The organism is Actinosynnema sp. ALI-1.44 (assembly GCF_001984155.1).
Lineage (GTDB): Bacteria > Actinomycetota > Actinomycetes > Mycobacteriales > Pseudonocardiaceae > Kibdelosporangium.
On the sequence record NZ_MTQO01000052.1, the window covers coordinates 572,587 to 594,693 of the forward strand.

Here is a 22,107-nt window from a genome sequence, read left to right on the forward strand (position 1 = left end):
CTGTGGTCACGTTCACCCGACCGGAGCACCGGGGCCCATACCTGCGATGATCACGCAGCGTCTCCATTTCCCACGTCCCACCTGCACACGGCGCGCCCGAGCTGTGATAGAACTCCCCGGCTCGGTTAGTCCAGGAAGACCAGACGAAAGGGAAGCCGGACGTGCGGACAGACCCTGCGCCAGCCGGATTCTCCCGGTCCGGAAATGATTGTGTTCGCCATCATTCGAAAGAAGCCAGCCCGCCGATGTCGAATTCCAGGTGAACACGAAACAGCGGGGAACCCATTTCATGAAACAGAAACCCGATCTGAACTGGCTGCTCGACGACATCGTCGGCCGGGTGATCGGCATCCAGCACGCCGTCGTGTTGTCCGCGGACGGCCTGGTGCTCGGCCGCTCGGCGGGGATGGGCGAGGACGACTCCGACCGGCTGTCGGCCGTCGCGTCCAGCCTGCAGAGCCTCGCCAAGGGGGTGAGCAGGCACTTCGACCGGGGCCAGGTGCTGCAGAACGTCATCGAGATGGAACAGGGCTACCTGTTCGTGTCCGCAGCGGGCCACGGCGCCTGTCTCGCGGTGCTCGCCGAGCAGAGCGCGGACGTCGAGATGATCGCCTATGAGATGAACCGCCTGGTCAAGCGGGTCGGCGGCTACCTCGTCCCCGCGCCGCGGGTCGCCGCGAAGACGGCGGAGAGGGCGTAGCCGTGAGCGAGGCGACCGCGACCGGCACCGGCCCGATCCCGACCCCGGTCAAGATCATCGTCGCGGGCGGCTTCGGCGTCGGGAAGACCACACTGGTCGCCTCGGTCAGCGAGATACCGCCGTTGACGACCGAGGAACTGCTGACCGAGGCGAGTGCCGGGATCGACGACCTCGCCGGGATCGAAAGCAAAACCGCGACGACGGTGGCGCTGGACTTCGGCCGGATCACCGTCTCGCCGGAGTACGTGCTCTACCTGTTCGGCGCGCCGGGCCAGGAGCGCTTCTGGTTCATGTGGGACGAACTGGCCCGCGGCGCGATCGGTTGCGTCGTGCTCGTCGACACGCGGCGGCTGGACAGCAGCTTCGCGGCCATCGACTTCTTCGAACGGCGCCGCATCCCCTTCATCGTCGCGGTGAACCGCTTCGACGACGCCGAACGGTACGCGGTGAACGAGATCCGCGCGGCACTGGCCGTTCCCGCGCGCGTCCCGATCATCCTGTGCGACGCGCGCGACCGGGCCTCGGCCAAGCTGGCGCTGATCCGCCTGCTCGAGCACGCGATGAGCGAGTTGCCCATCGGCTGAGCCGCGCAAGGCTCACCACGCCACCCATTCGGGGAGCTGTTCACACGCTTGGAGCCACGTGCCCGGCACAGTCGCGAAACCGGGACCCGCGGCGATGATCCCGCCTGTGATGGCGCACACGGTGTCCAGATCCGACGCGACCCGCGCGGCCGTCCACAGTGCCTCCTCGTAGGCGCCGAGGTTGCGCGCTGCCAGCCACATCGCCAGCGGCACGGTGTCCTGCGCACTGGTGCTGTGCCCGGTGCCCAGCCGCGCCCCCGCGTCCGCCGGATCGTCGGCGCCGAGTACGTCCAACGCCGCGTGGATTCCGCGCCGCACCTCGCTTCCGGGCACGCGGGACGCGACCGCCCGCAGGAATTCGCCAGGCGCGATTCCCGGTGTGGTCGCGGCGATCGCCGCGGCCACCGCGACGGCGATCGCGCCCGCGACGCCCTCGGCGTGGGTGTGGGTCACGACCGCGGACTTCGCGGCCTCGTTCACCACAACGTCCAGGTCCGGCCCGTACCACGCGCCCAGCGGCGCCACCCGCATCGCGGCACCGTTGCCCCACGACCCCGTGCCGCCGAACATGGCGGGAGCGACCTCCCGCCACGACTCGCCTTTGCGGTAACGCAACAGCATCCGCTCGGCACCGCTGCCGTAGCCGCGATCCGGATCGAGGTGCGTGGCGAACGACATGGCCAGCGCGTCCTGTTCGATGTGGCCGTACCGCGCCAGTGTCGAGTAGATCGAGCACGCCATCTCGGTGTCGTCGGTCCAGTTCCACGGGGTGGGCGGCAACCGCCGTTCGAGCACCGCCGGGTGGTCGCCCGGCATCAGGATCCCGCTTCCGAACGCGTCGCCGACCGCGAGCCCGAACAGGCTTCGCACGGCTGGGTGGCTGGTGTCCACGGCCAACACCGTAGCGAGCTCACTCACTGAACCATTCGCGGACGTCGTCGCGGCTGAACATCGACAGCACCCCGATCGCGATCGCGATCCCGGCGATCGCGGTGAGCTGTCCGCTGAACAGGTTGATCACCCCGCTGATCAGCCCGATGACCTCGATCCCGATCACGGTCGGCCGGATCCACCGCTGCCGCGTCGCGGCCATCAGCACGCACCCGAGCAGGACGAGCGCGATCCCGACGGACAGGAAGCCGACGAAGTACAGCAGGCCGGAGTTCGGCGTGCGCGCGCCGTGGCTGCCGCGCCCGGTGACCGTGTCGATGATCAGGTATCCGATGAAGCCGTTCGACAGCGCCTGGAACACCAGGATGCCCATCGCCAGCTTCAGCTTTCCCGGCATACGCTGCCGGTCGGTGCCGTTCGCCATTTCGTGCTTTGTTTCGTTCGCCATGGCCAGAACACTGACGAGTCGCCCCCGACGCCGACAACCGGAACATTCCGCTTGTGCCCGCAGTCGCCGACGTCCGCCGTGTGGCGGATTCGGGCGCCCGGTCAGTGCCGGGATCCAGCCGTCGGTTGCCGACGCGGCCGCGAAGCTCTGCGGGACATCCACACCCGGCTGGTTTGAACACCCGGCCGGCCTGGGCACCTGCGTGCCATGAAGCGACTGCTCAGTGTCCTGGTCGGCGCACTGGCCGCCGGTGTCGCCGGGTACATCAAGAGTGGTGACGAGGCCACGGCGAGCGGCGTCGCCGTGGCGTTCGCGATCCCGGTGGCCATCAACACGATCGGGCTGCCCGGTCTGCGCGCACTGGTGCCCGCCGCGGTGTACGTGGCGTTGATGCTGGTCTTCGGGCCGACCTCCCGGCCGGAAGGCGCGAACATCCTCAGCGGCTGGGCGTTCCTGTGGATGTGCTGCACGATCGCGGCCCTCGTGGTGACGGTGTGGTTGCTGGTCAGTCGCCGCCGGAAAACGTCACGGCCGCAGTAGCAATCCTCGCCTGACGAGACAAACGCCATCCGCCACAGCACCCACGCAGGGCCTCCGGGACGGGTGGCGCTCTGCCATATAGTCCGCTTAGACTATTCCGGTCAGACTATCGATGCAGGGGGACGGATGCGGACACTCACCTCGCTGGGGCTGACGGTGTTGCGGTTGCTCGACACGCAGCCACAGCACCCGTATGAACTGCGGCAACAGATGCGGGAGCAAGGGCTCGACCGCATCGTCAAGGTGACGCACGGCGCGCTCTACCACACGGTCGAGACGCTGGCGAAGGCCGAACTGATCATGCCGACGGAAACCACGAGAGAGGGGAAGCGGCCGGAACGGACGGTCTACGCGATCACCGGCGCCGGGCGGGAGGCTGCGCGCGACCGGCTGCGTGAACTGCTGATCACGGTCACGCCTGAGTATCCGGCGTATCGGGCCGCACTGGCGTTCATGGGGATGCTGCCGGAAAAGGATGCCGCTGACCTCCTCGAACGCCGGGCCATCACGCTGGACGGCGAACTCGCGGCACTCCAGGCCGGCTACGACGCCGCCATCAAGCAAGGCCTGCCCGCGATCGCCCTCGTCGAACTCCAGCACATGCAGGCCCACGTCCGCGCGGACGTGGAGCTGACCAAGGCGCTGGCCGACGACATCAGGGAAGGCAGGCTCACATGGCGGTGAAGGGCAACCCCTGGGCGGTCCTCGTCGCGTTGTGCCTCGGCTTCTTCATGACACTGCTGGACACGACGGTCATCGGCGTCGCGGTCCCGGACATCCTCAGCCAACTGGGCATCACCTACAACGAAGTGCTCTGGGTCAGCAACGCGTATGTGCTGGTCCTCGCCGTCCTGCTGATCGTCGGCGGCAGACTCGGCGACCTGTTCGGCAAACGGCGGATGTACCTCGTCGGCGTCGCCGTGTTCACCGTGGCGTCCTTGATGTGCGCGCTCGCGCAGGACGCGCCCCAGCTGATCGCGGCACGGTCCCTGCAAGGGCTCGGTGCGGCTTTGCTGATCCCGCAGACGATGTCGATCATCTTCATGGTCTTTCCCGCCGAACGGCGTGGCTCGGCACTCGGTGTGTGGGGCGCGATCGCCGGGCTGGCCACGATCGCCGGGCCACCGCTCGGCGGGTTCCTGGTCAGCGCGTTCGGCTGGCGGTGGATCTTCACCATCAACGTCCCGATCGGACTCGTCGTGCTCGCGACGGCACCGCTGATCATCCCGTTGTTCGACAAGGCACCGCGGGCGGGCAGGTTCGACCTGCGCGGCACGGCCTTGCTCGTCGCGGGACTGACCTGCGTGACACTCGGGCTGCAGGAAGGGCAGCGGCTCGAGTGGAACCTGACCGTGCAACTGCTGCTGGTTGCCGGAGTGGCGCTGGTGGTGGGGTTCGTCCTGGTCGAGCGCAGACCGGGTGGACGGCAGCCGCTCGTTCCGTTGACGCTGTTCGGCAACAGGAACTTCTCGCTGATGAACACCGCCGCGGTGACGTTGTCGGTGGGGATCATGAGCATGGCCATCGGCTTCCAGTTGTACGCGCAGACCGTGCTGGGGATGTCCGCGCTGGAAGCGGGCGCGGTCAACGCCCCGCTGTCGTTGATGACCGTCGTCCTCGGGCCGTATGCCGGGCGGCTCACGGACTCCTACGGCGGGAAGTTCATCGTCCTGAGTGGGCTTTCACTCTTCACGGCCGGGGTGGTGCTCTGCGGCCTGACGACCGGCGTGGACAGTGCGGTGTGGGATTTTCTGCCGAGCCTGGTGGTGATGGGCGCCGGTCTCGGCCTGACGTTCGCGCCGCTCAGCGCGGTGGCGATGCACGGTGTCGAGCCGATGTCGGCGGGCGCCGCGTCCGGGATGATCAACGCGACCCGCCAGTTCGGCTCGGTGCTGGGCACGGCGGGGTTCGGTGTGCTGCTGCAGAACCAGCTCGTCGGGTCGCTTTCGGCGCACGCGCGGGCCGTCGCAGGGGATTTGCCCGCCGAGGTGCGCCAGGGGTTCGTCACGGGTGTCGAGCAGGCCGCCGGGCGTGGCGTCGACTTCGACCGGTTGCGGGACGGGACCGCTGTCGCCGTGCCGGACGGGGCGTCCGACGAGACCGTCCGGGTGATCGGGGACACCGCCAAACGGGTGTTCTCCGGCGGGTTCGTCGACGCTTTCCACACCGCACTGGCGTTTCCGGTGATCGCGCTGGTCATCGGCGTCGGCTGCTGCCTTTTCGTCCGGGTCAGTCGCAGGTCCTTTGTGGACGTGTAACGAAGCCCGCCGCGACGTGGATGGGATGGTGTGTCAGTCGGCAGCCCAGGAGGTTCGATGAGTGGCCTGTTCATGCTTCCGACCGAGGTGGCGGTCACTGTCACCCGCGAGGAAGACCACCAGCAGCACCTCACGCGATATCCCGTCGAGGGTGGCCAACTCGTCGCCGAACTGGCGTGGTGCACCGTCCCATCCGGCAGACACCAAGGGCAGCGCAGGATCGAGGTCCGGCTCGACGGGGTGCGGGTCGGCGAGCTGACCGCCGCGATGTCGGACCGCTACGCCGCGCTGGTGACCGAAGTGACCGACCGCGGCCACCGGCCGGGTTGTGTGGCCGTGCTGCACGAGGGAAAACGTGGCACCGAGGTCACGTTACGCATGCCGCGAGCGGACACCGTCGTCGTTGTCCCGCTCGCACAACCCGCGGACTCGCCCCAACCGTCGCGGCCACGCCGCCGCAAGCCGGTGGTGATCGCGGCGGGCGTGGTCGGCGCGTTGCTGATCATCGGCGCGATCGCCTCGAACGAGGACGAACCCGCTCCCACGGCCAACGGGGTGACCTCCACCTCGACGCCCGCCACGACAACGACAACCTCCGTGGTGGCGTCCCCTCCACCGCCGTCCCCGGTTGTCACCACAACGGTTCCCACGACGCAGAAACCAACCACTACCAGGCAGACACCGACGACGACCCGTGCACCGGAACCTCCGGCCGAGCCGCAGAACGCGCTCGGTTGCGACCCGAACTACGACCCGTGCGTCCCGATCGCCTCGGACGTCGACTGCGCAGGCGGAAGCGGCAACGGCCCCGCGTACGTCAAGGGCCCGGTTCGCGTGATCGGCAGGGACATCTACAAACTCGACAACAACGGCGACGGCGTCGGCTGCGAGAAGTAGCCGCCGCGGCGGTGGGAACCCCGCACCGCGAGGGCATGATGACTTCCGTCATGGATTTCACTCCGCCGGAAAAGGGGCAGACATGATCGGGGTACTGGGGCCGGGCGGGATCGGTGGCATGGTGGCCGGGCGGTTGGCGGCGGCCGGGCAAGACGTGACCATCGTGGCCAGTGAGACCACCGCCGCGCAGATCACCGCCCGCGGCTTGAGCTTCACCGCGCCCGGGGCGCCCGAGGCCGTTTCCCACCCGGACGCGCGGACGTACCTCACCGAGCCGGTGGAGGTCTTGTTCGTCGCGGTCAAGGCCACTGACCTGCTGCCCGCGTTGCAACGGGTTCCGGCCGCGGTGCTGGGCAACGCGACGGTTGTCCCGTTTCTCAACGGGGTGGACCACTTGCCTTTGTTGCGGGCGACGTACCCGGCGGCGAACGTCGTGGCCGCCACGATCTCGGTCGAGGCCACGCGGCACCGGCCTGGCGTCGTCGAGCAGGTCAGCGAGATGAACGCCGTGGTCACCACGGACGAAGCCGTCGCCGAGTTGCTCGGCAAGGCCGGGATCGACGCGTCCACTCACTCCGACGAGGACACGGTGATGTGGCGCAAACTGGCTTTCCTCGCACCGTTCGCCTTGCTGACGACGAGCGCCAACGCCGCGCTGGGCGAAGCGAGGGACAAGCGCGGCGAGCAGCTGAGGCCCTTGGTGCGTGAAGCGGCCGCGGCCGCCGGGACGCGGAAGGCCGACGTGGACGCCGACGCGATCGAGGCTCGCCTGCGAGGCATGCCCGCCTCGTTCCGGTCGTCGATGCTCAAGGACTTCGCCGCCGGGCGGCAGCTGGAGCTGGACGCGATCGCCGGGCCCGTCATCCGCGCACTCGGTGCGGACAACGCCCCGGCCACCGTGGACACCGTGCGGACGATCCTGGACGCCCGCAGGCCCTGAGTCTCTGGACTCCGGCGCCCCTGACGAGCATCTCCACCGCGAGGTCCGCCGCCTGGGGCGCCGGGATCCGCGGGGAGCCTGACCGATGCGTGGTGCCGGTGTCCGGGAGATCGCGAAGGGGCGTGCCCCGCCGGGACACGCCCCTTTTCACGATCGCGTCACGAGGTCAGCAGCGTGACCCCGTAGTAGTTCGCCGCGTCCACGACTGGCTGGTAGAACGAGTAGAAGCCGGTCGCGTTGGCACCCTGGTTGTAGCCGCACTCCGAGTTGCTCGGGCCGCCGGAGGTCATGCCCTGTGCGGTGTTGCCGGAGATGTACGCGCCGCCGCTGTCGCCGCCTTCGGTGCAGACCGTCGAACGGGCCAGCCCGGTGGTGGTCACGGACTCACCGGAGTACTGCACGGACTGGTTGTAGTGCGTGATCTTGCCGCAGGTCCAGCCGGTGGTGTTGCCCGCCTTGCAGATCGTGGTGCCGACCGGGGCCTTCGACGAACCCGTGATCCGGACCGTCGTGCCGTTCCGGGTGTCCACATAGGCCCGTTGGGTGTCCTCGGCGTCGATCTTCACGATGCCCATGTCCACCGACGGGAAGCGGGTGCCCGCGCCCTTGCCGATGTGGGTGCCGTTGGCGTCCAGGATGTCCGGGTTGCCCTCGACGCAGTGGCCCGCGGTCAGCAGGACCTTGGCGCCGTTGCGCGTGCCGTTGAAGCCGAGCGAGCAGTTGGTTCCCGGGACGAGGTCCATGATCCGGCCGGGCACGACGTCGGCGTTGCGGACCAGCTTGGCCGAGCCGGTCTCGACGACCACGCCGTCCATCTGCGACAGCCGCAGCACCAGCGCGTCACTGGCGGTCGGTTCGACGGTCACCACGACGCGGTCGATGGCGACGTCCGGGCCCCAAGTCTGCACCTGCGCCTTGTCCGCGCCGATCGCCTGCTGCACGCGACCTGACAGGTCGTTGAGCGCGCGCTCGCCCTTCACCCCGGCACGCGGGGTCAGCCCTGCGTCCTTGGCGCGCTTGGCGTCCGAAGTGGTCACGACCAGCGCGCCGGTCGAGTCGAAGAACGCGCCGTCGGTCGGCATTCCGGACGCCTGCAGGTCGGCGAGCGTGCGGGACAGCCGCTGCTCCTGGTCGAGGCGCTGCGCGGCCCGCGCGGGAGACAGTCCCAGCTGGACCGCCGCGGCGTTGACCATGGCCTGGTCGAACTGCGGCGCGGCGACCGCCGAAGGCGCCATGAACACAGCACTCACCGCGGCACCTGCCGCGAGACAGGCGCCGAGAATACGAGTTTTCATTTGTTGTCCATCTTCTTCGCAGGGGAAAGAATGCGGGAATCGCCCTCGGTGAATCATTCCCGTGGCGTTCACGGTAGCGTCGCGATCTGGCCACCAATACCTTCGAAAGTAGGCCGTTCGGCCGGGCGTCGTACGGCTGAACGCGCACGCCACTGGCGCCGGGCACCGCGGTGTGTTCTCATTCGCCCGCGCCGCCTGTTCGCTTGCCGCACAACCGCGGTGAGCCCCTGCCGCAGAAGACAGGAGGTCGGAGTGCGACCACAGCACGTCCGAAAACATATTCGCCGATGGCCATCAGTGATGCTGGCCACGATCCTCGGAATGCTTTTCGTTTTCGCCGGAACAGCGCTCGCGGAACCGCCGAAGGCAGTGGACTGGAACGCGCCGACGCCTGACCGGACCTACGAACCCGCCTTCGACTACGACGGCGACGGCTGCTACCCGACACCGGCGATCGGCCGTGACGGCACCATCGCGCCGGGCCTCGACCCGGGCGGTGCGGTGAACGGCCAGTGCCACGACCAGTCCGATTTGGACAACACCAACGCCTACTCGCGCGTGAAGTGCGACAACGGCTGGTGCGCTTACCTCTACGCGCTGTACTTCGAGAAGGACCAGGCACTGCCGGGGTCCGGACTCGGCGGGCACAAGCACGACTGGGAGCACGTGGTCGTGTGGGTACCGGACGGCGGCTTGCCGCAGTACGTCTCGGCGTCCGCGCACGGCAAGTACAACACCAAGTCCCGCAACGACATCCCGTGGGACGACAGCGGGACCCACCCGAGAATCATCTACCACAAGGACGGCATCGGCACGCACTGCTTCCGGTTCGCCGCGTTCGGCGAGCAGCCGGAGAACCACGAGAAGGCGTGGCAGTACCCACCGCTGGTCGGCTGGGACAACTACCCGACTGGCCTGCGCGACAAGCTCACCGGCGCCGATTTCGGTGCCGCGCGACTGGGCATCCGGGAGGGTTCGTTCAGCAACGAGCTCTCGAAGGCCAAACCGGCCGGGATTCCGTTCAACCCCAACGCTTGAGTGCCACGGGGATGACTCAGGCAACAGCCTGGGTCATCCCCGCCACAGTTTGTCGTCGGCGATGACGAAGACGCGGTCGCCTGCCTTCACCGCGGACGTGACCGTCCCGCCCGGACCGGCGATGGGCTCGGCCGTCCACTTGTCGCCGTCCGCGCGGACGATCTTCACCTGGCCGTTGTCCGAGACGACCTGGGTCAGCTGTTCGTCCAGCGGCGGCGCCAGTTTGTCGCTGTCCTTGACCGGGATCGGCGGCGTCCCGGGGAGCCGTTTCCAGACGCCGTCGGCCAGCCGCCACAACGCCAGCGTGCCGTCGACGGACCCGGCGGCGCCGCACACCGCGCCCCAGCACCGGATCGCCGACACGACCCCGAGCTTTCCCCCGTCCGGCAACGATGTGGCCGTCCAGCCCGTGCCCGACGCGGCAGGCTGCCACACCATCGGGATCTCGCGGCCGTCGGTCAGCCTCATCCCGGCGAGCAGCGCGCCTTTCCCGTAGGGCGCGACGCCGTTCGCGAAGTTGAGGGTGTGCCGGTCGCTCTGCAGCTCCGTCCCGGCCGAGTCCCGGCGTGTCCAGGTGTCGCCGTCGGGTGTCCACACCGCGACGTCCAAACCGGCCTTGGCGCTCTGCCACGACCCGACCAGCATCGGCGTGGACGGCGTCAGCACGGCACCGGTCAGCTCGCCCGCTCCCCAGCCGCCGAACGTGCTGAACCCCTGCACCTTCTCGGTGATCCCGGCGGCCGTTCCCGTCCACACCGACCACCGGACGTTCGCGTGCGCGCCGCCGCGTTCGCCGCCGACGGCCAGTATCCGCTCACCGTCGGAGTCGATGGCGTACCACTTCGCCAGCAACGCGTACGGACTCTCACCGCGCACCGGGATCTCGCTGATCGCGCCGTCCTTGGTGGCCCGCAACAAGCCGGGCACGACCGGTTGCCCGTCACGACGGACACCGATCAGCACGTCACCGCCGAAGGCCGCCAGGAGCACCGGGCGCGCGCCCGGGGGCAGGTCCACCGCGCTGTACGCGGCCGGTTGCGCACCGCAGCCACCCACCAGGACAAGCAGGACGCACACCACCAGCAGACGCATCCGTCCATAGTCCAGGATCAACGCCGCTCGTCCACCGCCAATCGCTAATGCAGTGGCATGATCGGACAAACACTCCATAGTGTGTCGGGGTGAGTGACTCGAAGTCGAGCGGCAAACGCCTGGACACGCGTGCGCCCGGCACACGCACCTTCCTGCGGCTGCTGGTCAACACCGTGCTCGTGTCGGTCACCAACTACACCGTGTGGTTCGCGATCACGTTCTACGTGTACCTGGAGACCAAGTCGGTCTTCGCCACTGGGGTGCTCGCCGGGCTGTTCCTGCTGATGACCTCGGCGACCGGCATCTGGTTCGGCAGCCTGGTCGACCACCACGACAAGAAGACGATGATGCTGCTGTCGGGCATCGGGTCGCTGGGGTTCTACGCCCTGTCGTTCATCGTGTACCTCAGCGCCCCGGACGGCACGTTCAAGAACCCGGCCAGCGTCTGGCTGTGGGGGCTGGTCCTGCTGCTGATGCTCGGGGTGATCACCGGCAACATCCGCACCATCGCGCTGCCGACCATGGTCACCGCCCTGATCGACGAGGGCAGCAGGGACCGGGCCAACGGACTGGTCGGCACGACGACGGGCATATCGTTCCTGGTCACGTCGGTGATCAGCGGTGTGCTCGTGGCACAGGGCGGCATGACGTACGTGCTCATCGTCGCCCTCGCCGTGCTGACGCTGGCCAGCCTGGACATCTCCGCGACCAAGGTGCCGCGGATCGTCGCGTCGGAGGGGACCGACGGGCCCAAACGCGCGGACGTGCGCGGCACAGTGCGGATCATCCGCGGCATTCCCGGCCTGATGGCGATGGTGCTGTTCGCGACGCTGAACAACTTCCTCGGCGGCGCGTTCATGGCGCTGATGGACCCGTACGGCCTGTCGCTGGTGTCCGTCGAGGTCTGGGGCTTCCTGTGGGGCGCGCTGAGCGGTGCCATGATCATCGGCGGGCTCGTGGTGGCCAGGACGGGTCTCGGGCGCAACCCGGTACGCACGCTGCTGCTGGTCAACATGGTGCTGTGGACGGTCTTGATCGTGTTCCCGATCCAGGCGTCGTTGGGACTGCTGATCGGCGGTCTGCTGGTCTACCTGCTCCTGATGCCCGCCGCGGAGGCCGCCGAGCAGACGATCCTGCAGAAGGTCGTGCCCTACGAGCGCCAAGGCCGGGTCTTCGGCTTCGCGCAGAGCGTCGAGCAGGCCGCGTCGCCGCTGACGGCGTTCCTGATCAGCCCGATCGCCCAGTTCGTGTTCATCCCGTTCATGACGACCGGCTCGGGCGTCGACCTGATCGGCGACTGGTTCGGCACCGGCCCCGACCGTGGCATGGCCCTCGTCTTCATCATCACCGGGTTCCTCGGCGTGCTCGTCACCGTCTTCGCGTTGCGGTCCAAGTACTACCGGGGCCTGGCACGCCAGTACCTGGAGACGGACGAGGTCGTCACGCACTGAGCGGGTGCGGTCCCAGGTCGATGCCCCACTGCAGGCGCAGGTAGGTCTCCACCAGTTCGATCAGCGACTGCTCACGGACCAGCCGCGCGAAGTGCCAGGACATCCGGGAGTCGTAGGCGTCGGTCAGGTGCACGACCCGCCTGCGCAGCACCGGCCGTAGCTCACTGTCGGTGACCACGTACTCCAGGTGGTACAGGGGTTGCTCGGTGCCTGCCCACTCGTGCGTGCCATCCGGCGTGGTCATGTGCGCGGTTCCCAGGTGGAACACCGCGTGCCTGTCCCTGTCGACGTACACGCGCTGGATCACCTGGGTGTAGCGGGATTCGTCGGTCCACAGACGCTGGTCGGACACACGGACGAAGTCGGGTTCCTCGGTGGAGTACATACGCGCGCTGCCCGGCCGGACGCGGCCGGGTATGTAGGTCTCCGGTGCGTACGCCTGACGCACAAGCATGTCCCACACCATGCTTTGCGTGACCACGACGGTGCCACCAGCTCGGCGGTGCCGTCTGACCAGCGCGTTGACGTCCAATGGCGGGAACTCGACCGGGGTGTTCTCCGCCGCGGTCCACTCCCGGTGGAATTCCGCCGCGTAGTCCTGTGCCAGTTCCGTCGCCATACCGGGCTCCTGTCCCCGACGGGCCGGTGATCACCGGCCCTCAGTGATCACGAGACTATCCCCGCGACCTGTTGACCTACAATGACTCGTGCCTCACACGACGCGCTGACCAGCACGTTCCCACGGCACGAAGACGCCACTTGCGTCAACTGCACGCAATCCGCCCGTGCCCGGGGAAAAGGGACGCCGGGGCACAGCGTCCCTTTTCGACAGTGTCAGTCAGCCGCCGGTGTCACAGCACCCCGGGCGGGATTGGTCACCGAGTCGTATAGTCACCAAGAATGACTAATCGCGGAGCCAAGGGCGCGAATCTGCCCGGTATCAAGGCGTCCTTCGACAGCATCGAGTCGCTCGTGTCGGCGGAGGAAGGCACCCTCGCCGACGGCTGATCACTGTGTGAATGACCAGCCGCCGCGATCAGAGGGTGTTCACACCTGGTCGGGCACCCGCTCCGCCTCCGGTGGCGGTCCCGGCGGGGTGCCGTCGCCGAACGGCCTGCCGCCCAGGTCCTCCCGGCCGTGCGGTGTCAGCCAGCCGGAGTTGTCCGGGCCGACCGGCACGATCCCGGTCGGGTTGATCGTCGTGTGCACCACGTAGTAGTGCTCCTTGATCTGCGGGAAGTGCGTGGTGTCGCCGAATCCGGGCGTCTGGAACAGGTCCCGCGTGTACGCCCAGAGCGCGGGCATCTCGGTCAGCTTCTGCCGGTTGGTCTTGAAGTGCCCGTGGTAGACCGCGTCGAACCGGACCAGCGTGGTGAACAGCCGCACGTCCGCCTCGGTGATCGTGTCGCCGACCAGGTAGCGGCGGGTGGTCAGCCGCTCCTCCAGCCAGTCCAGGCGATCCCACAGCCGCTCGTAGGCCCGCTCGTACGCCTCCTGCGACGAGGCGAACCCGCACCGGTACACGCCGTTGTTGACGTCCTGGAACACCTTCTCGGCCACGTCGTCGATCTCGTCACGCAGGTTGTCCGGGTAGAGCTCCGGCGCGCCCTGCCGGTGGTACGCCGTCCACTCCGTCGACAGGTCCAGCGTCATCTGGGCGAAGTCGTTCGTCACCACCGCGCCGGTCGGGATGTCCACGATCGCCGGGACCGTGATGCCACGCGGGTACTCGGGGTCGCGCTTGAAGAACGCCTCCTGCAGCCGTTCGATCCCCAGCACCGGGTCCTTGCCGCCCGGGTCGAGGTCGAACGTCCAACTGCGCTCGTCGTGCGTCGGCCCGGCGATCCCCATGGACAGCACGTCCTCGAGGCCCAACAGCCTGCGCACGATCGCCGCCCGGTTCGCCCACGGGCACGCCCTGGCCACCACCAGGCGGTACCGGCCGGGTTCGACGGGGTAGCCATCTCGTCCGTCCGCTGTGATCCGTGTGGTGATGTAGTTCTGGTCGCGCTTGTACTCGCCGTCGCCTGCCATGGGCTCAAGTTTCCCAGCGCTGGGCCGCGGCGCGAGCCGAACAATCGAGCCGCTCGCGATATTCCGCCCACCACGCCTCGTCGCCGGGAACCATAGTGGACATGCCGGGCAGCCGACCGGCGGCGCCGTCGATCGTCTCGCGCAGGATGTCGGCGTGCCCGGCGTGCCGGTGGGTCTCGGCGATCATGTGGATCATCGCCCGGTGCAGGGTGATCTCGGCGCGGTCGGCGGGCCAGTGCGGCACGCGGGCGGTCGCGTCGAGGTCGAATGCCTCGATGGTGGCGTCGGAGTGCGCCCAGACGTCGCGGTACAACGTGACGATCTGTTCGCGCGACTCGTCCTCGGTCGCCCACATGTCGGCGTTGGCGTCGGCGTCGTCCGCGAACCACGACGGCTCGGGGGTCGAACGGCCGCCCCCAGGTCAGGCCGAAGTACCCGATCTCGCACGAGGCCACGTGCTTGACCAGGCCGAGCAGGTTCGTGCCCGTCGACGTCATCGGGCGCCGGATGTCGTACTCGCCGAGCCCGTCCATCTTCCACAGCAGTGCGTCACGGGCGTCCTGCAGGTACAGCCGCAGCTGCGCTTTCGGATCCGTGCTGTTCATCCTCAAAGCATCTCAAGCCGGGCGCACCCGTGTCAGACTTCCGGGTGTGACCGAACCGGCGTTTTCCGAACCGCCCAGCCCGCCCCCGCCGCCTGCCCCGAAACGCCAGCCGTGGTTGCTGTACGTCATCGTGCTCGTGGCGGTCGCGGGCGCGGGAGTCGCGGTCGGCGCGCTGATCTGGGGCGGCGACTCGAGGAACCAGGCCACCGAGCCGACTCCCGAGGAGGTCCGCGTGCAGGCCGCCCGCGACCTGTGCGTCCGGTCCGTGAACATGTACTTCAACGACAGGTCGGGCGCGGACGAGAAGATGCGGCAGGCCGCGGACCACCTGCGCGGCGACCCGCGGTTCGAGAAGGTGGAGGCGCTGACGAAGCGCGAGAACTACGAGAAGTTCAAGCGGATCTACGCCAACCAGCCCGAACTGCTCGACCTGACCAGGCCGGAATCGCTCCCCGCGACGGTCAACCTCGTCGTGCGCGACGGCTCGACCGGCGAGGAGGTCGCGGGCGCCCTGCGGCGGAAGTTCGCCCAAGCCGAAGTGCAGACCCTCCAGCCCTACTGTGACAACCCTCCAGGCGACAACCCTCCCGGTTCGCTCCGCCCGATTCCCACATCGTGAACCTTCTCGATTCGGATGGTCATCAGGACGGACAATCGGGCCGCGGCCGACCGTCGGCCGGGGAGGAGCCACGACCGTGCCGTCGCCCGGAAACGCACTGCGCAAACTGGGATTCCTGACCATCGGGCTGTTCGACGAGCACAACCCGCGCCAAGGCCACGAGTCGACACTGGACATCATCGTGCTCGGCGAACAGCTCGGCTTCGACAGCGCGTGGGTGCGCCACCGGCACCTGCAGTACGGCATCTCGTCGCCGGTCGCGATGCTCGCCGCGGCCTCGCAGCGCACCAGCCGCATCAACCTCGGCACCGCGGTCATCCCGCTCGGCTGGGAGAACCCGCTGCGGCTGGCGGAGGACCTCGCCACCGTCGACGTGCTGACCGGCGGACGGCTCAACCCCGGCGTCAGCGTCGGCCCGCCGTCGCGGTGGGACGACGTCAAACAGGGCCTCTACCCGGACACAGCCGAGGCCGAGGATTTCAGCTATACCCGCGTCCGCAGGCTGCTGGACCTGCTCAAGGGCGAGCCCGTCACCGCGGGGCCGGTCGCGGTCGGCATCGAGGAGTTCTCCGACCGGGTCCAGCCGCACTCCCCCGGGCTGGCCGACCGGGTCTGGTACGGCGGCGGCAGCGAGCGCTCGGCCCGCTGGGCGGCCGAGAACGGCGTGAACCTGCTGGTCAGCAACGTCGTGCAGGCCACGGAGATCGAGGACTTCGCCCAGCTGCAACTGGGGCTCGTGCGGGCGTTCCGAGCGGAGAGCAAAGCCCGGCTCTCCCAGGGGCTGGTCGTGATCCCGACCGACACAGCCACGCCGGACCAACGCGCGAAGTACGAGGCGTACGTGGCGAAGCGGTCGGACCGCGTCGGTGCGACGCACGGGCCGCGCCGGATGATGTTCGCCCGCGACATCATCGGCACCTCGGCGCAGATCGCCGAGCAGCTCTACGCCGATCCGGCGTTCCGCGAGGTCGACGAGGTCGCGTTCGCGTTGCCGTTCACGTTCGAGCACGACGACTACGTGCAGATCCTCACCGACGTCGCCACGCGGCTCGGCCCCGAGCTCGGCTGGAAGCCCGCCACCTCGGACTGACCAGCCCGCTCAGCGGAAGATCGCGATCGGGTGCAGGACCAGCCGACCGTCCTCGGTGACCTGCTCACCCCACCACCGGCCGTCGAAAATGGCCATGGAATTCCTTCGCTGCCTTGGCGAACACCGTCACGACGGACACTGGCCCACGCGGACGCCTCAGGAAACCGCGGCGCGACAACGGCGGTTGCTGTGGGCGACGAACCCGTAATCGGGGTTCGCTCGTCTCGCTCCCCGTCGAGGTGCTCACAGTCGAATCCTGCCAGGTCCAGGCCGGAAACCGACAGAAGTTCATGAAATCGTGGTGATTTCGCGCACCACCCGATCCGGTGACTGAACCGTCCAACTTGGATAGTGCGCCCGCACCATGGGTATCTGACGTGCGGACACAGCGAAGGGAGCGACGACCATGGGGTCTTGGAATGTGGCGGCGGTGGACATAGGTGCGGGACTCACCGACGCGTGGCGCAGCGTGATGACGTTCGCACCGAAGCTGCTGGCCTTCCTCGTGATCATGGTGATCGGCTGGATCATCGCCAAGGTCCTGGCCAAGGCGGTGGGCAAGCTGCTCAACAAGGTCGGCTTCGACCGGATCGCGCAGCGCGGTGCGCTCAAGCAGACGATGGAGAAGTCGAAGTACACCGCGTCGGACATCGTCGCCAAGCTCGTCTACTACGCGATCCTGCTGATCACGTTGCAGATCGCGTTCGGCGCGTGGGGCCCCAACCCGGTGTCGGCGCTGCTCACCGACATCGTCAACTGGCTGCCGAGGGCTGTCGTCGCGATCATCATCGTCGTGGTCGCCGCGGCGATCGCCGGTGCGGTGAAGGACCTGATCAGCGGCACCATGAGCGGCCTGTCCTACGGCCGGGTACTGGCCAACATCGCGTCGATCTTCATCCTGGCGCTCGGTGTGATCGCCGCGCTCAACCAGATCGGTGTCGCCACGACCGTCACCACGCCGGTGCTGATCACCGTGCTCGCCACGATCGGCGGTATCGCGATCGTCGGCGTCGGCGGCGGCCTGATCCGGCCGATGCAGCAGCGGTGGGCCAGCTGGTTGGACAAGGCCGAGCACGAGATCCCGCGGATGCGCGAGACTGCCGACTCCGACAGCACCACCACCGGCACCGTGGAAGCCGCGACGACGGCCGACGCGGGCCGACGCCGCGGCAAAGTCTGAATCCACCGCGACCAGAGCACGGTCTCCCGTCGACGCGTTCGACGGGAGACCGTGCTCGTTGCTGAGCGCTCACCGATGAGTCGGGTCAAGGCACTGACCACTGTGGACTGACTACACGCGCCAGTGCCAGGATCGCCACGCGCGAGGTGACCACGACGTTTACCTTGCTGCGTAAGGGTTTGGGGCTGTGGCGCGGCGAGCCGCTGTCCGATGCGCCCTCCTACGTACGCTGTTCGGACATCGTGCCCGCGCCGCACGAACTCAGGCTGTCGTCCGCACCGGAGAGTTCCCCCAGCCGCAAAGGATCGATCGCATACCTCATGCGGTGATCACGGCATTTCTCCACTTCACGGGCAGCCTCTTTACCCGGTGCTCGAGGTTGCCCAAGTCCCGTGGTCGCAGCCTGGATATTGCCGGACGCTAATACCTACGAAGGTCTATTGAACGACCCTGGGTTAAGGGTTTACCTTGCGGAAGTCCACTTGGTGAGGTTTGCCCTCACCGTCACTACCCTGCAAAGTGAAGGACACCGTTCATGCTGAAAAAGCTGTGCTCCCGCTATGGGTTGGCGATTTTCGCCGGTCTCTCGTTGGCGTTCCTCGGTCCTGCCGTCCAGGTCGACCTGGACTCGCACGACCACGCCGCCAACGCTCCACACGCCACGTCCGTACTGGAGGTCGAGGCAGGCTCCCTGCCCGCGACCCCGGCCGCCCTGCCTGGTGACGTCGGAATCCAGGCCTGGCCGGTCCCGACGAGGCGGAGCTACTACATCACCTCGTCCTGCTCGCAACACGCCGCCGCGATCCGCCGGGGCGCGGCCGCGTGGCAGGGCCTGACCGAAGGTGGTGGCACGCCTGTCGAGTGCCGCAACTCCTACATCACCGACTGCGGTGGTGGCGGCCGGATCGTCGGCTGCAACTGGGGTCAGGGCCAACGGATCGCGCTGTACATGGGCGGCGTCGGCGACGACGCGCTGCTCGCGGCGCACGAGTTCGGTCACGACTGGTACGGCCACTCCTCGTACCGGTGCGCGGGATGGGGCAGCGCGTCCGAGGTGATGGCTCCGTCCATCTGCACGTTGAAGGGGTCACCCGAGACGCGCCAGTAACCTCGTTCCCACCCCTGAGAAAGGGCGGGCCCGTGCCGGATCCCCGGCACGGGCCCGTTCCATCTACATAGGACTTTCCGGCCGCCGCGTAGGCTTGTCGCCGTTATGAGCACTGAACTGACCGACCTGACCGAAGACCTGCGCACGTCCGTACGGGGTGGCGTCGCGGCCGACACGGGCACGCGGGCCATGTACTCGGCGGACGCGTCGAACTACCGCCGGATGCCGCGGGTCGTGGTGTTCCCGCGGGACAGGGACGACGTGATCGCCGCTGTGGCCGCGTGCCGTCGTCACGACGCGCCGATCACGTGCCGCGGCGGTGGCACGAGCACCTCCGGCCAAGCCGTCGGTGACGGCGTCGTGCTGGACTTCTCCCGGTACTACAACAAAGTGCTCGCCGTCGATCCGCACGCCATGACGGCGGTCGTCGAGCCGGGGATCGTGCTGGACGACTTGCAGTCGGCCGTCGCGGGTCACGGTCTGGTGTTCGGGCCGGACCCGTCGACGCACGGCCGGTGCACGATCGGCGGGATGATAGGCAACAACGCGTGCGGGTCGCATTCCCTTGCGTGGGGCAAGACCAGCGACAACGTGCTGGCGCTCGAGGTGATGACCTACGACGGGACGATCATGACCGTCGGCCCCGCGACCCGCGCGGAACTCGACGAGGCGATCGCCAAGGGCGGCGAACCCGGCCGGATCCTGGCGGCTGTCCGGGACCTGGCGCTGGACGGCCTCGGCACGATCCGCACCGAGTTCGGGCGTTTCCCCCGGCAGGTGTCCGGGTACTCGCTCGAGCACCTGTTGCCGGAGAACCGGTTCGACCTCGCTCGGGCCCTGGTCGGCACCGAGGGAACGTGTGTGGTGGTGCTGTCGGCGACCCTCCGGCTGGTCAGGCGGCCCGAGCGGCGTCAACTGCTGGTGCTGGGCTACGACGACACGTTCGCCGCCGCGGACGCGGTGCCCGCGTTGGTCGCGTGCGGCCCGATGACGTTGGAAGGCCTCGACCGCGAACTGACCAGGATGGTCACGCGGCCCGCCGCGCTCGACCGGCTGCCCGGCGGCGACGCGTGGCTGTTCGCCGAAATCGACTCCCCGGCCACGGCGGAATCGTTGGTCGCGGCGGCATCGGCGACCGCCGGGTTCCGCGGTTGGCACCTGGCCACGGATCCCGCGGACCAGCGTGTGCTGTGGAGCATCCGGGAGGACGGCGCCGGTCTGGCGACGCGCCTGCCGGACGGATCGGAGGCGTGGCCCGGCTGGGAGGACGCCGCCGTGCCGCCGGAGAACCTCGGTGCGTACCTGCGTGAATTCACTGAGTTGCTGGCGCGGTACTCGCTCAGGGGTGCCACGTACGGGCATTTCGGTGAAGGCTGCCTGCACGTCCGGTTGTCGTTCGACTTCGGCACCACGCGGGGTACGGAGGCGTTCCGGCGATTCCTCGGCGACGCTGCCCGGCTGGTCGCCGCGCACGGCGGATCGCCGTCCGGTGAACACGGTGACGGCCAGGCCCGGTCCGACCTGCTCGGCCTCGTCTACAGCGAGCGGGCGATGGCCTTGATGGCCCGGTTCAAGCGGATCTGGGATCCGGTTGGGCTGCTCAACCCCGGGATGGTCGTGGCCGCCCGTCCGTCCGATCAGGACCTGCGGGTCGCACCGTCGCGCGTCCCGCTGAAACTGGAGACAGTGTTCGGATATCCCGAGGACGGCGACGATTTCGCCAAGGCCGCCAGGCGGTGCGTCGGCGTGGGCAAGTGCCGGAACACGGCGGGGTCGGTGATGTGCCCGAGCTACCGGGTGACCCGGGAAGAACGCGACTCGACCCGGGGCCGCGCGCGGTTGCTGTACGAGATGACGCAGGGCGAGGTGATCACGGACAGCTGGCGCTCGGCAGAGGTGCATGACGCGCTCGACCTGTGCCTGTCCTGCAAGGCGTGCGCGTCGGACTGCCCGGTCGGGGTGGACATGGCCACGTACAAGTCCGAGTTCCTGTACCACCACTACCGCCGCAGGCCACGGCCGATGTCGCACTACTCCATGGGATGGCTTCCTTTGTGGTCGCGCTTGGCCTCAGGCGCGCCACAGCTGGTCAACGCGGTGACACAGTCCGCGTTGGCGCCCGCTGTCAAGCAGCTTGGCGGGATCGCGCCACAACGAGCCATTCCCCGGTTCGCCACACGAACTTTCCTGGACTGGTTCCGCAAGCGTCCTGTCCGCGGCGGGCGCCCGGTGGTGCTGTGGGTCGACACGTTCAACAACCACTTCACCCCGCACGTGCTGCGTGCGGGCGTCGAAGTGCTGGAATCGGCCGGTTTCCGGGTGATCGTGCCCCCGGGCACCCGGTGCTGTGGCCTGACGTGGCTGACCACCGGCCAGCTCGGCACGGCACGGCGGGTCATGACGAGAACAGTGCGTACTCTCGACCAGGCACCCGACATCCCGATCGTCGGCATGGAACCCAGCTGTACGGTCGCACTGCATACAGACGTGCCGCGCCTGCTCGGGACGCCTGCCGCGCGCAGGACCGCCGATCGCGTGCGCACGTTCGCACAGTTGCTGGTCGAGCACGACTACCAACCGCCGGTCCGGGTCACGAAAACGATCAGCCAGACCCATTGCCACCAGCACGCGGACACCGGGACGGCCGCGGACGCCGAGCTGCTGCGCCGGGCCGGTGCCGACAACACGTCGATTCCGGCGAGTTGTTGCGGTCTGGCGGGAAACTTCGGATTCGAACGAGAGCACTACGCGGTCTCCGTCGCGGCCGCCGAGCAGGCCGTGCTGCCCGCTGTCCGCGCGATCGGCGACGACACGGCGGTGCTGGCGGACGGATTCAGCTGCCGTACGCAGATCACCCAGCTGACCGGCCGGACGGCCGTGCACGTCGCGGAACTGCTGGCCCAGCGTGTCCAGAATGGAGAGACACGGCACCGTCCGCGCGGGTGAGGCACCGGCGGCCACGGCGTTTCGCGACGCGGAGAAACACTCCGGAGGTGACTCCCACCATGATCTGGGTTACCGTTGATCCATGGTGCGGGCGCCCCTGACACCCCAAGAACGGGAACGCGGCAAGCAACTGGCCGCGGTGCTACGAGCGGCACGCGGCTCGATGAGCCTGGTGCAGTTGGCAGGCGAAACAGGCCTGTCCCACGAGACGTTGCGCAAGATCGAGGCGGGCCGGATTCCGAGCCCCTCGTTCTTCACGGTCGCCGCGATCGCGGACGCGCTGGACATCTCACTGGACTACATCGCCTCGTTGTGCGCAGATGTCGGCGAACCGACACAGCTACCGGCATGAGCACCGGGTAAACCGTTTCGCGTGCGGAGTCCCCGGCTG

23 protein-coding genes and 1 pseudogene are annotated in these 22,107 nt (G+C 68.4%); 16 read left to right on the forward strand and 8 right to left on the reverse strand.

All coding sequences use genetic code 11. The features are described 5' to 3' along the window. Positions 1-289: 289 nt before the first annotated feature. Together ALI144C_RS40605 and ALI144C_RS40610 are read left to right on the forward strand one after the other, a co-directional pair. Positions 290-700 carry a roadblock/LC7 domain-containing protein gene (locus ALI144C_RS40605; RefSeq protein WP_076992825.1) on the forward strand — a complete coding sequence of 137 codons (411 nt, stop codon included), beginning with the start codon at positions 290-292 and terminating at the stop codon, positions 698-700. 2 nt (positions 701-702) lie between these two features. Further along, positions 703-1,284: a GTP-binding protein gene (locus tag ALI144C_RS40610; RefSeq protein ID WP_076992527.1), complete on the forward strand. Its 582-nt coding sequence runs from the start codon at positions 703-705 to the stop codon at positions 1,282-1,284. 12 nt (positions 1,285-1,296) lie between these two features. On the opposite strand, the gene ALI144C_RS40615 is transcribed toward ALI144C_RS40610, so the two are convergent. Further along, positions 1,297-2,175 carry an ADP-ribosylglycohydrolase family protein gene (locus ALI144C_RS40615; protein WP_237774548.1) on the reverse strand — a complete coding sequence of 293 codons (879 nt, stop codon included), beginning with the start codon at positions 2,173-2,175 and terminating at the stop codon, positions 1,297-1,299. 19 nt (positions 2,176-2,194) lie between these two features. After that, on the reverse strand, positions 2,195-2,623 hold the full coding sequence (locus ALI144C_RS40620) for a hypothetical protein (protein ID WP_143231157.1): 429 nt from the start codon (positions 2,621-2,623) through the stop codon (positions 2,195-2,197). Positions 2,624-2,830: 207 nt separating this feature from the next. On the opposite strand from ALI144C_RS40620, the gene ALI144C_RS40625 reads away from it, so the two are divergent. From ALI144C_RS40625 to ALI144C_RS40645, 5 genes are all read left to right on the forward strand, one after another. Further along, positions 2,831-3,163 carry a hypothetical protein gene (locus ALI144C_RS40625; RefSeq protein ID WP_076992529.1) on the forward strand — a complete coding sequence of 111 codons (333 nt, stop codon included), beginning with the start codon at positions 2,831-2,833 and terminating at the stop codon, positions 3,161-3,163. A 126-nt stretch (positions 3,164-3,289) separates the two neighbouring features. Beyond that, positions 3,290-3,847, forward strand: a complete 558-nt coding sequence (locus ALI144C_RS40630; protein WP_076992530.1) for a PadR family transcriptional regulator — start codon at positions 3,290-3,292, stop codon at positions 3,845-3,847. After that, positions 3,838-5,421, forward strand: coding sequence for a DHA2 family efflux MFS transporter permease subunit (locus tag ALI144C_RS40635; RefSeq protein ID WP_076992531.1), 1,584 nt, complete (start codon positions 3,838-3,840; stop codon positions 5,419-5,421). Before ALI144C_RS40630 ends, ALI144C_RS40635 begins: the two co-directional genes overlap by 10 nt. Positions 5,422-5,478: 57 nt before the next feature. Then, positions 5,479-6,318, forward strand: coding sequence for a hypothetical protein (locus ALI144C_RS40640; protein ID WP_076992532.1), 840 nt, complete (start codon positions 5,479-5,481; stop codon positions 6,316-6,318). A gap of 82 nt (positions 6,319-6,400) precedes the next feature. Then, positions 6,401-7,258 carry a ketopantoate reductase family protein gene (locus ALI144C_RS40645; protein ID WP_083753812.1) on the forward strand — a complete coding sequence of 286 codons (858 nt, stop codon included), beginning with the start codon at positions 6,401-6,403 and terminating at the stop codon, positions 7,256-7,258. A 158-nt stretch (positions 7,259-7,416) separates the two neighbouring features. Here ALI144C_RS40645 and ALI144C_RS40650 read toward each other — a convergent pair whose 3' ends face one another. Further along, a complete protein-coding gene (locus ALI144C_RS40650; RefSeq protein WP_076992533.1) occupies positions 7,417-8,553 on the reverse strand; it encodes a trypsin-like serine protease in 1,137 nt (378 codons plus the stop codon). Between the two features lie 321 nt (positions 8,554-8,874). On the opposite strand from ALI144C_RS40650, the gene ALI144C_RS40655 reads away from it, so the two are divergent. Next, positions 8,875-9,591 (forward strand): NPP1 family protein, encoded by a 717-nt coding sequence (locus ALI144C_RS40655; protein ID WP_237774549.1) that lies wholly within the window; start codon positions 8,875-8,877, stop codon positions 9,589-9,591. A gap of 33 nt (positions 9,592-9,624) precedes the next feature. Here the strand turns inward: ALI144C_RS40655 and ALI144C_RS40660 are convergent, their stop codons facing one another. Continuing rightward, complete coding sequence (locus ALI144C_RS40660) at positions 9,625-10,683, reverse strand: hypothetical protein (protein ID WP_076992535.1); 1,059 nt, start codon at positions 10,681-10,683, stop codon at positions 9,625-9,627. An 89-nt stretch (positions 10,684-10,772) separates the two neighbouring features. Between ALI144C_RS40660 and ALI144C_RS40665 the strand changes: the two genes are divergently transcribed. After that, positions 10,773-12,134, forward strand: a complete 1,362-nt coding sequence (locus ALI144C_RS40665; RefSeq protein WP_202819166.1) for an MFS transporter — start codon at positions 10,773-10,775, stop codon at positions 12,132-12,134. On the opposite strand, the gene ALI144C_RS40670 is transcribed toward ALI144C_RS40665, so the two are convergent. From ALI144C_RS40670 to ALI144C_RS58790, 4 genes and pseudogenes are all read right to left on the reverse strand, one after another. Beyond that, the gene (locus tag ALI144C_RS40670) at positions 12,124-12,753 is read right to left on the reverse strand and encodes a hypothetical protein (protein ID WP_076992536.1); all 630 of its coding nucleotides are present in this window, start codon (positions 12,751-12,753) and stop codon (positions 12,124-12,126) included. The two genes, ALI144C_RS40665 and ALI144C_RS40670, sit on opposite strands and share 11 nt — an antisense overlap. A 428-nt stretch (positions 12,754-13,181) precedes the next feature. Further along, positions 13,182-14,168, reverse strand: a complete 987-nt coding sequence (locus ALI144C_RS40675; protein ID WP_076992537.1) for a glutathione S-transferase family protein — start codon at positions 14,166-14,168, stop codon at positions 13,182-13,184. 4 nt (positions 14,169-14,172) lie between these two features. Beyond that, on the reverse strand, positions 14,173-14,523 hold the full coding sequence (locus ALI144C_RS58785) for a mycothiol transferase (RefSeq protein WP_330359643.1): 351 nt from the start codon (positions 14,521-14,523) through the stop codon (positions 14,173-14,175). Between the two features lie 88 nt (positions 14,524-14,611). After that, a pseudogene (locus ALI144C_RS58790) lies at positions 14,612-14,773 on the reverse strand (mycothiol transferase); the annotation flags it as partial. Positions 14,774-14,819: 46 nt separating this feature from the next. Here ALI144C_RS58790 and ALI144C_RS58080 point away from each other — a divergent pair. From ALI144C_RS58080 to ALI144C_RS40710, 7 genes are all read left to right on the forward strand, one after another. Then, a complete protein-coding gene (locus ALI144C_RS58080) occupies positions 14,820-15,392 on the forward strand; it encodes a permease-like cell division protein FtsX (protein ID WP_076992538.1) in 573 nt (190 codons plus the stop codon). Positions 15,393-15,468: 76 nt separating this feature from the next. Next, complete coding sequence (locus tag ALI144C_RS40690; RefSeq protein ID WP_076992539.1) at positions 15,469-16,482, forward strand: LLM class flavin-dependent oxidoreductase; 1,014 nt, start codon at positions 15,469-15,471, stop codon at positions 16,480-16,482. A gap of 406 nt (positions 16,483-16,888) precedes the next feature. Then, entirely contained in the window at positions 16,889-17,662 is a 774-nt protein-coding gene (locus ALI144C_RS40695; RefSeq protein ID WP_083753813.1) for a mechanosensitive ion channel family protein, read from the forward strand. 107 nt (positions 17,663-17,769) lie between these two features. After that, the gene (locus tag ALI144C_RS59255; RefSeq protein WP_143231182.1) at positions 17,770-17,991 is read left to right on the forward strand and encodes a BTAD domain-containing putative transcriptional regulator; all 222 of its coding nucleotides are present in this window, start codon (positions 17,770-17,772) and stop codon (positions 17,989-17,991) included. A 206-nt stretch (positions 17,992-18,197) separates the two neighbouring features. Next, entirely contained in the window at positions 18,198-18,770 is a 573-nt protein-coding gene (locus ALI144C_RS40700) for a hypothetical protein (protein ID WP_076992540.1), read from the forward strand. A 105-nt stretch (positions 18,771-18,875) separates the two neighbouring features. Continuing rightward, entirely contained in the window at positions 18,876-21,716 is a 2,841-nt protein-coding gene (locus tag ALI144C_RS40705; RefSeq protein ID WP_076992541.1) for an FAD-binding and (Fe-S)-binding domain-containing protein, read from the forward strand. 82 nt (positions 21,717-21,798) lie between these two features. Continuing rightward, a complete protein-coding gene (locus tag ALI144C_RS40710; RefSeq protein WP_042191572.1) occupies positions 21,799-22,068 on the forward strand; it encodes a helix-turn-helix domain-containing protein in 270 nt (89 codons plus the stop codon). The last annotated feature ends 39 nt before the right edge of the window (positions 22,069-22,107 follow it).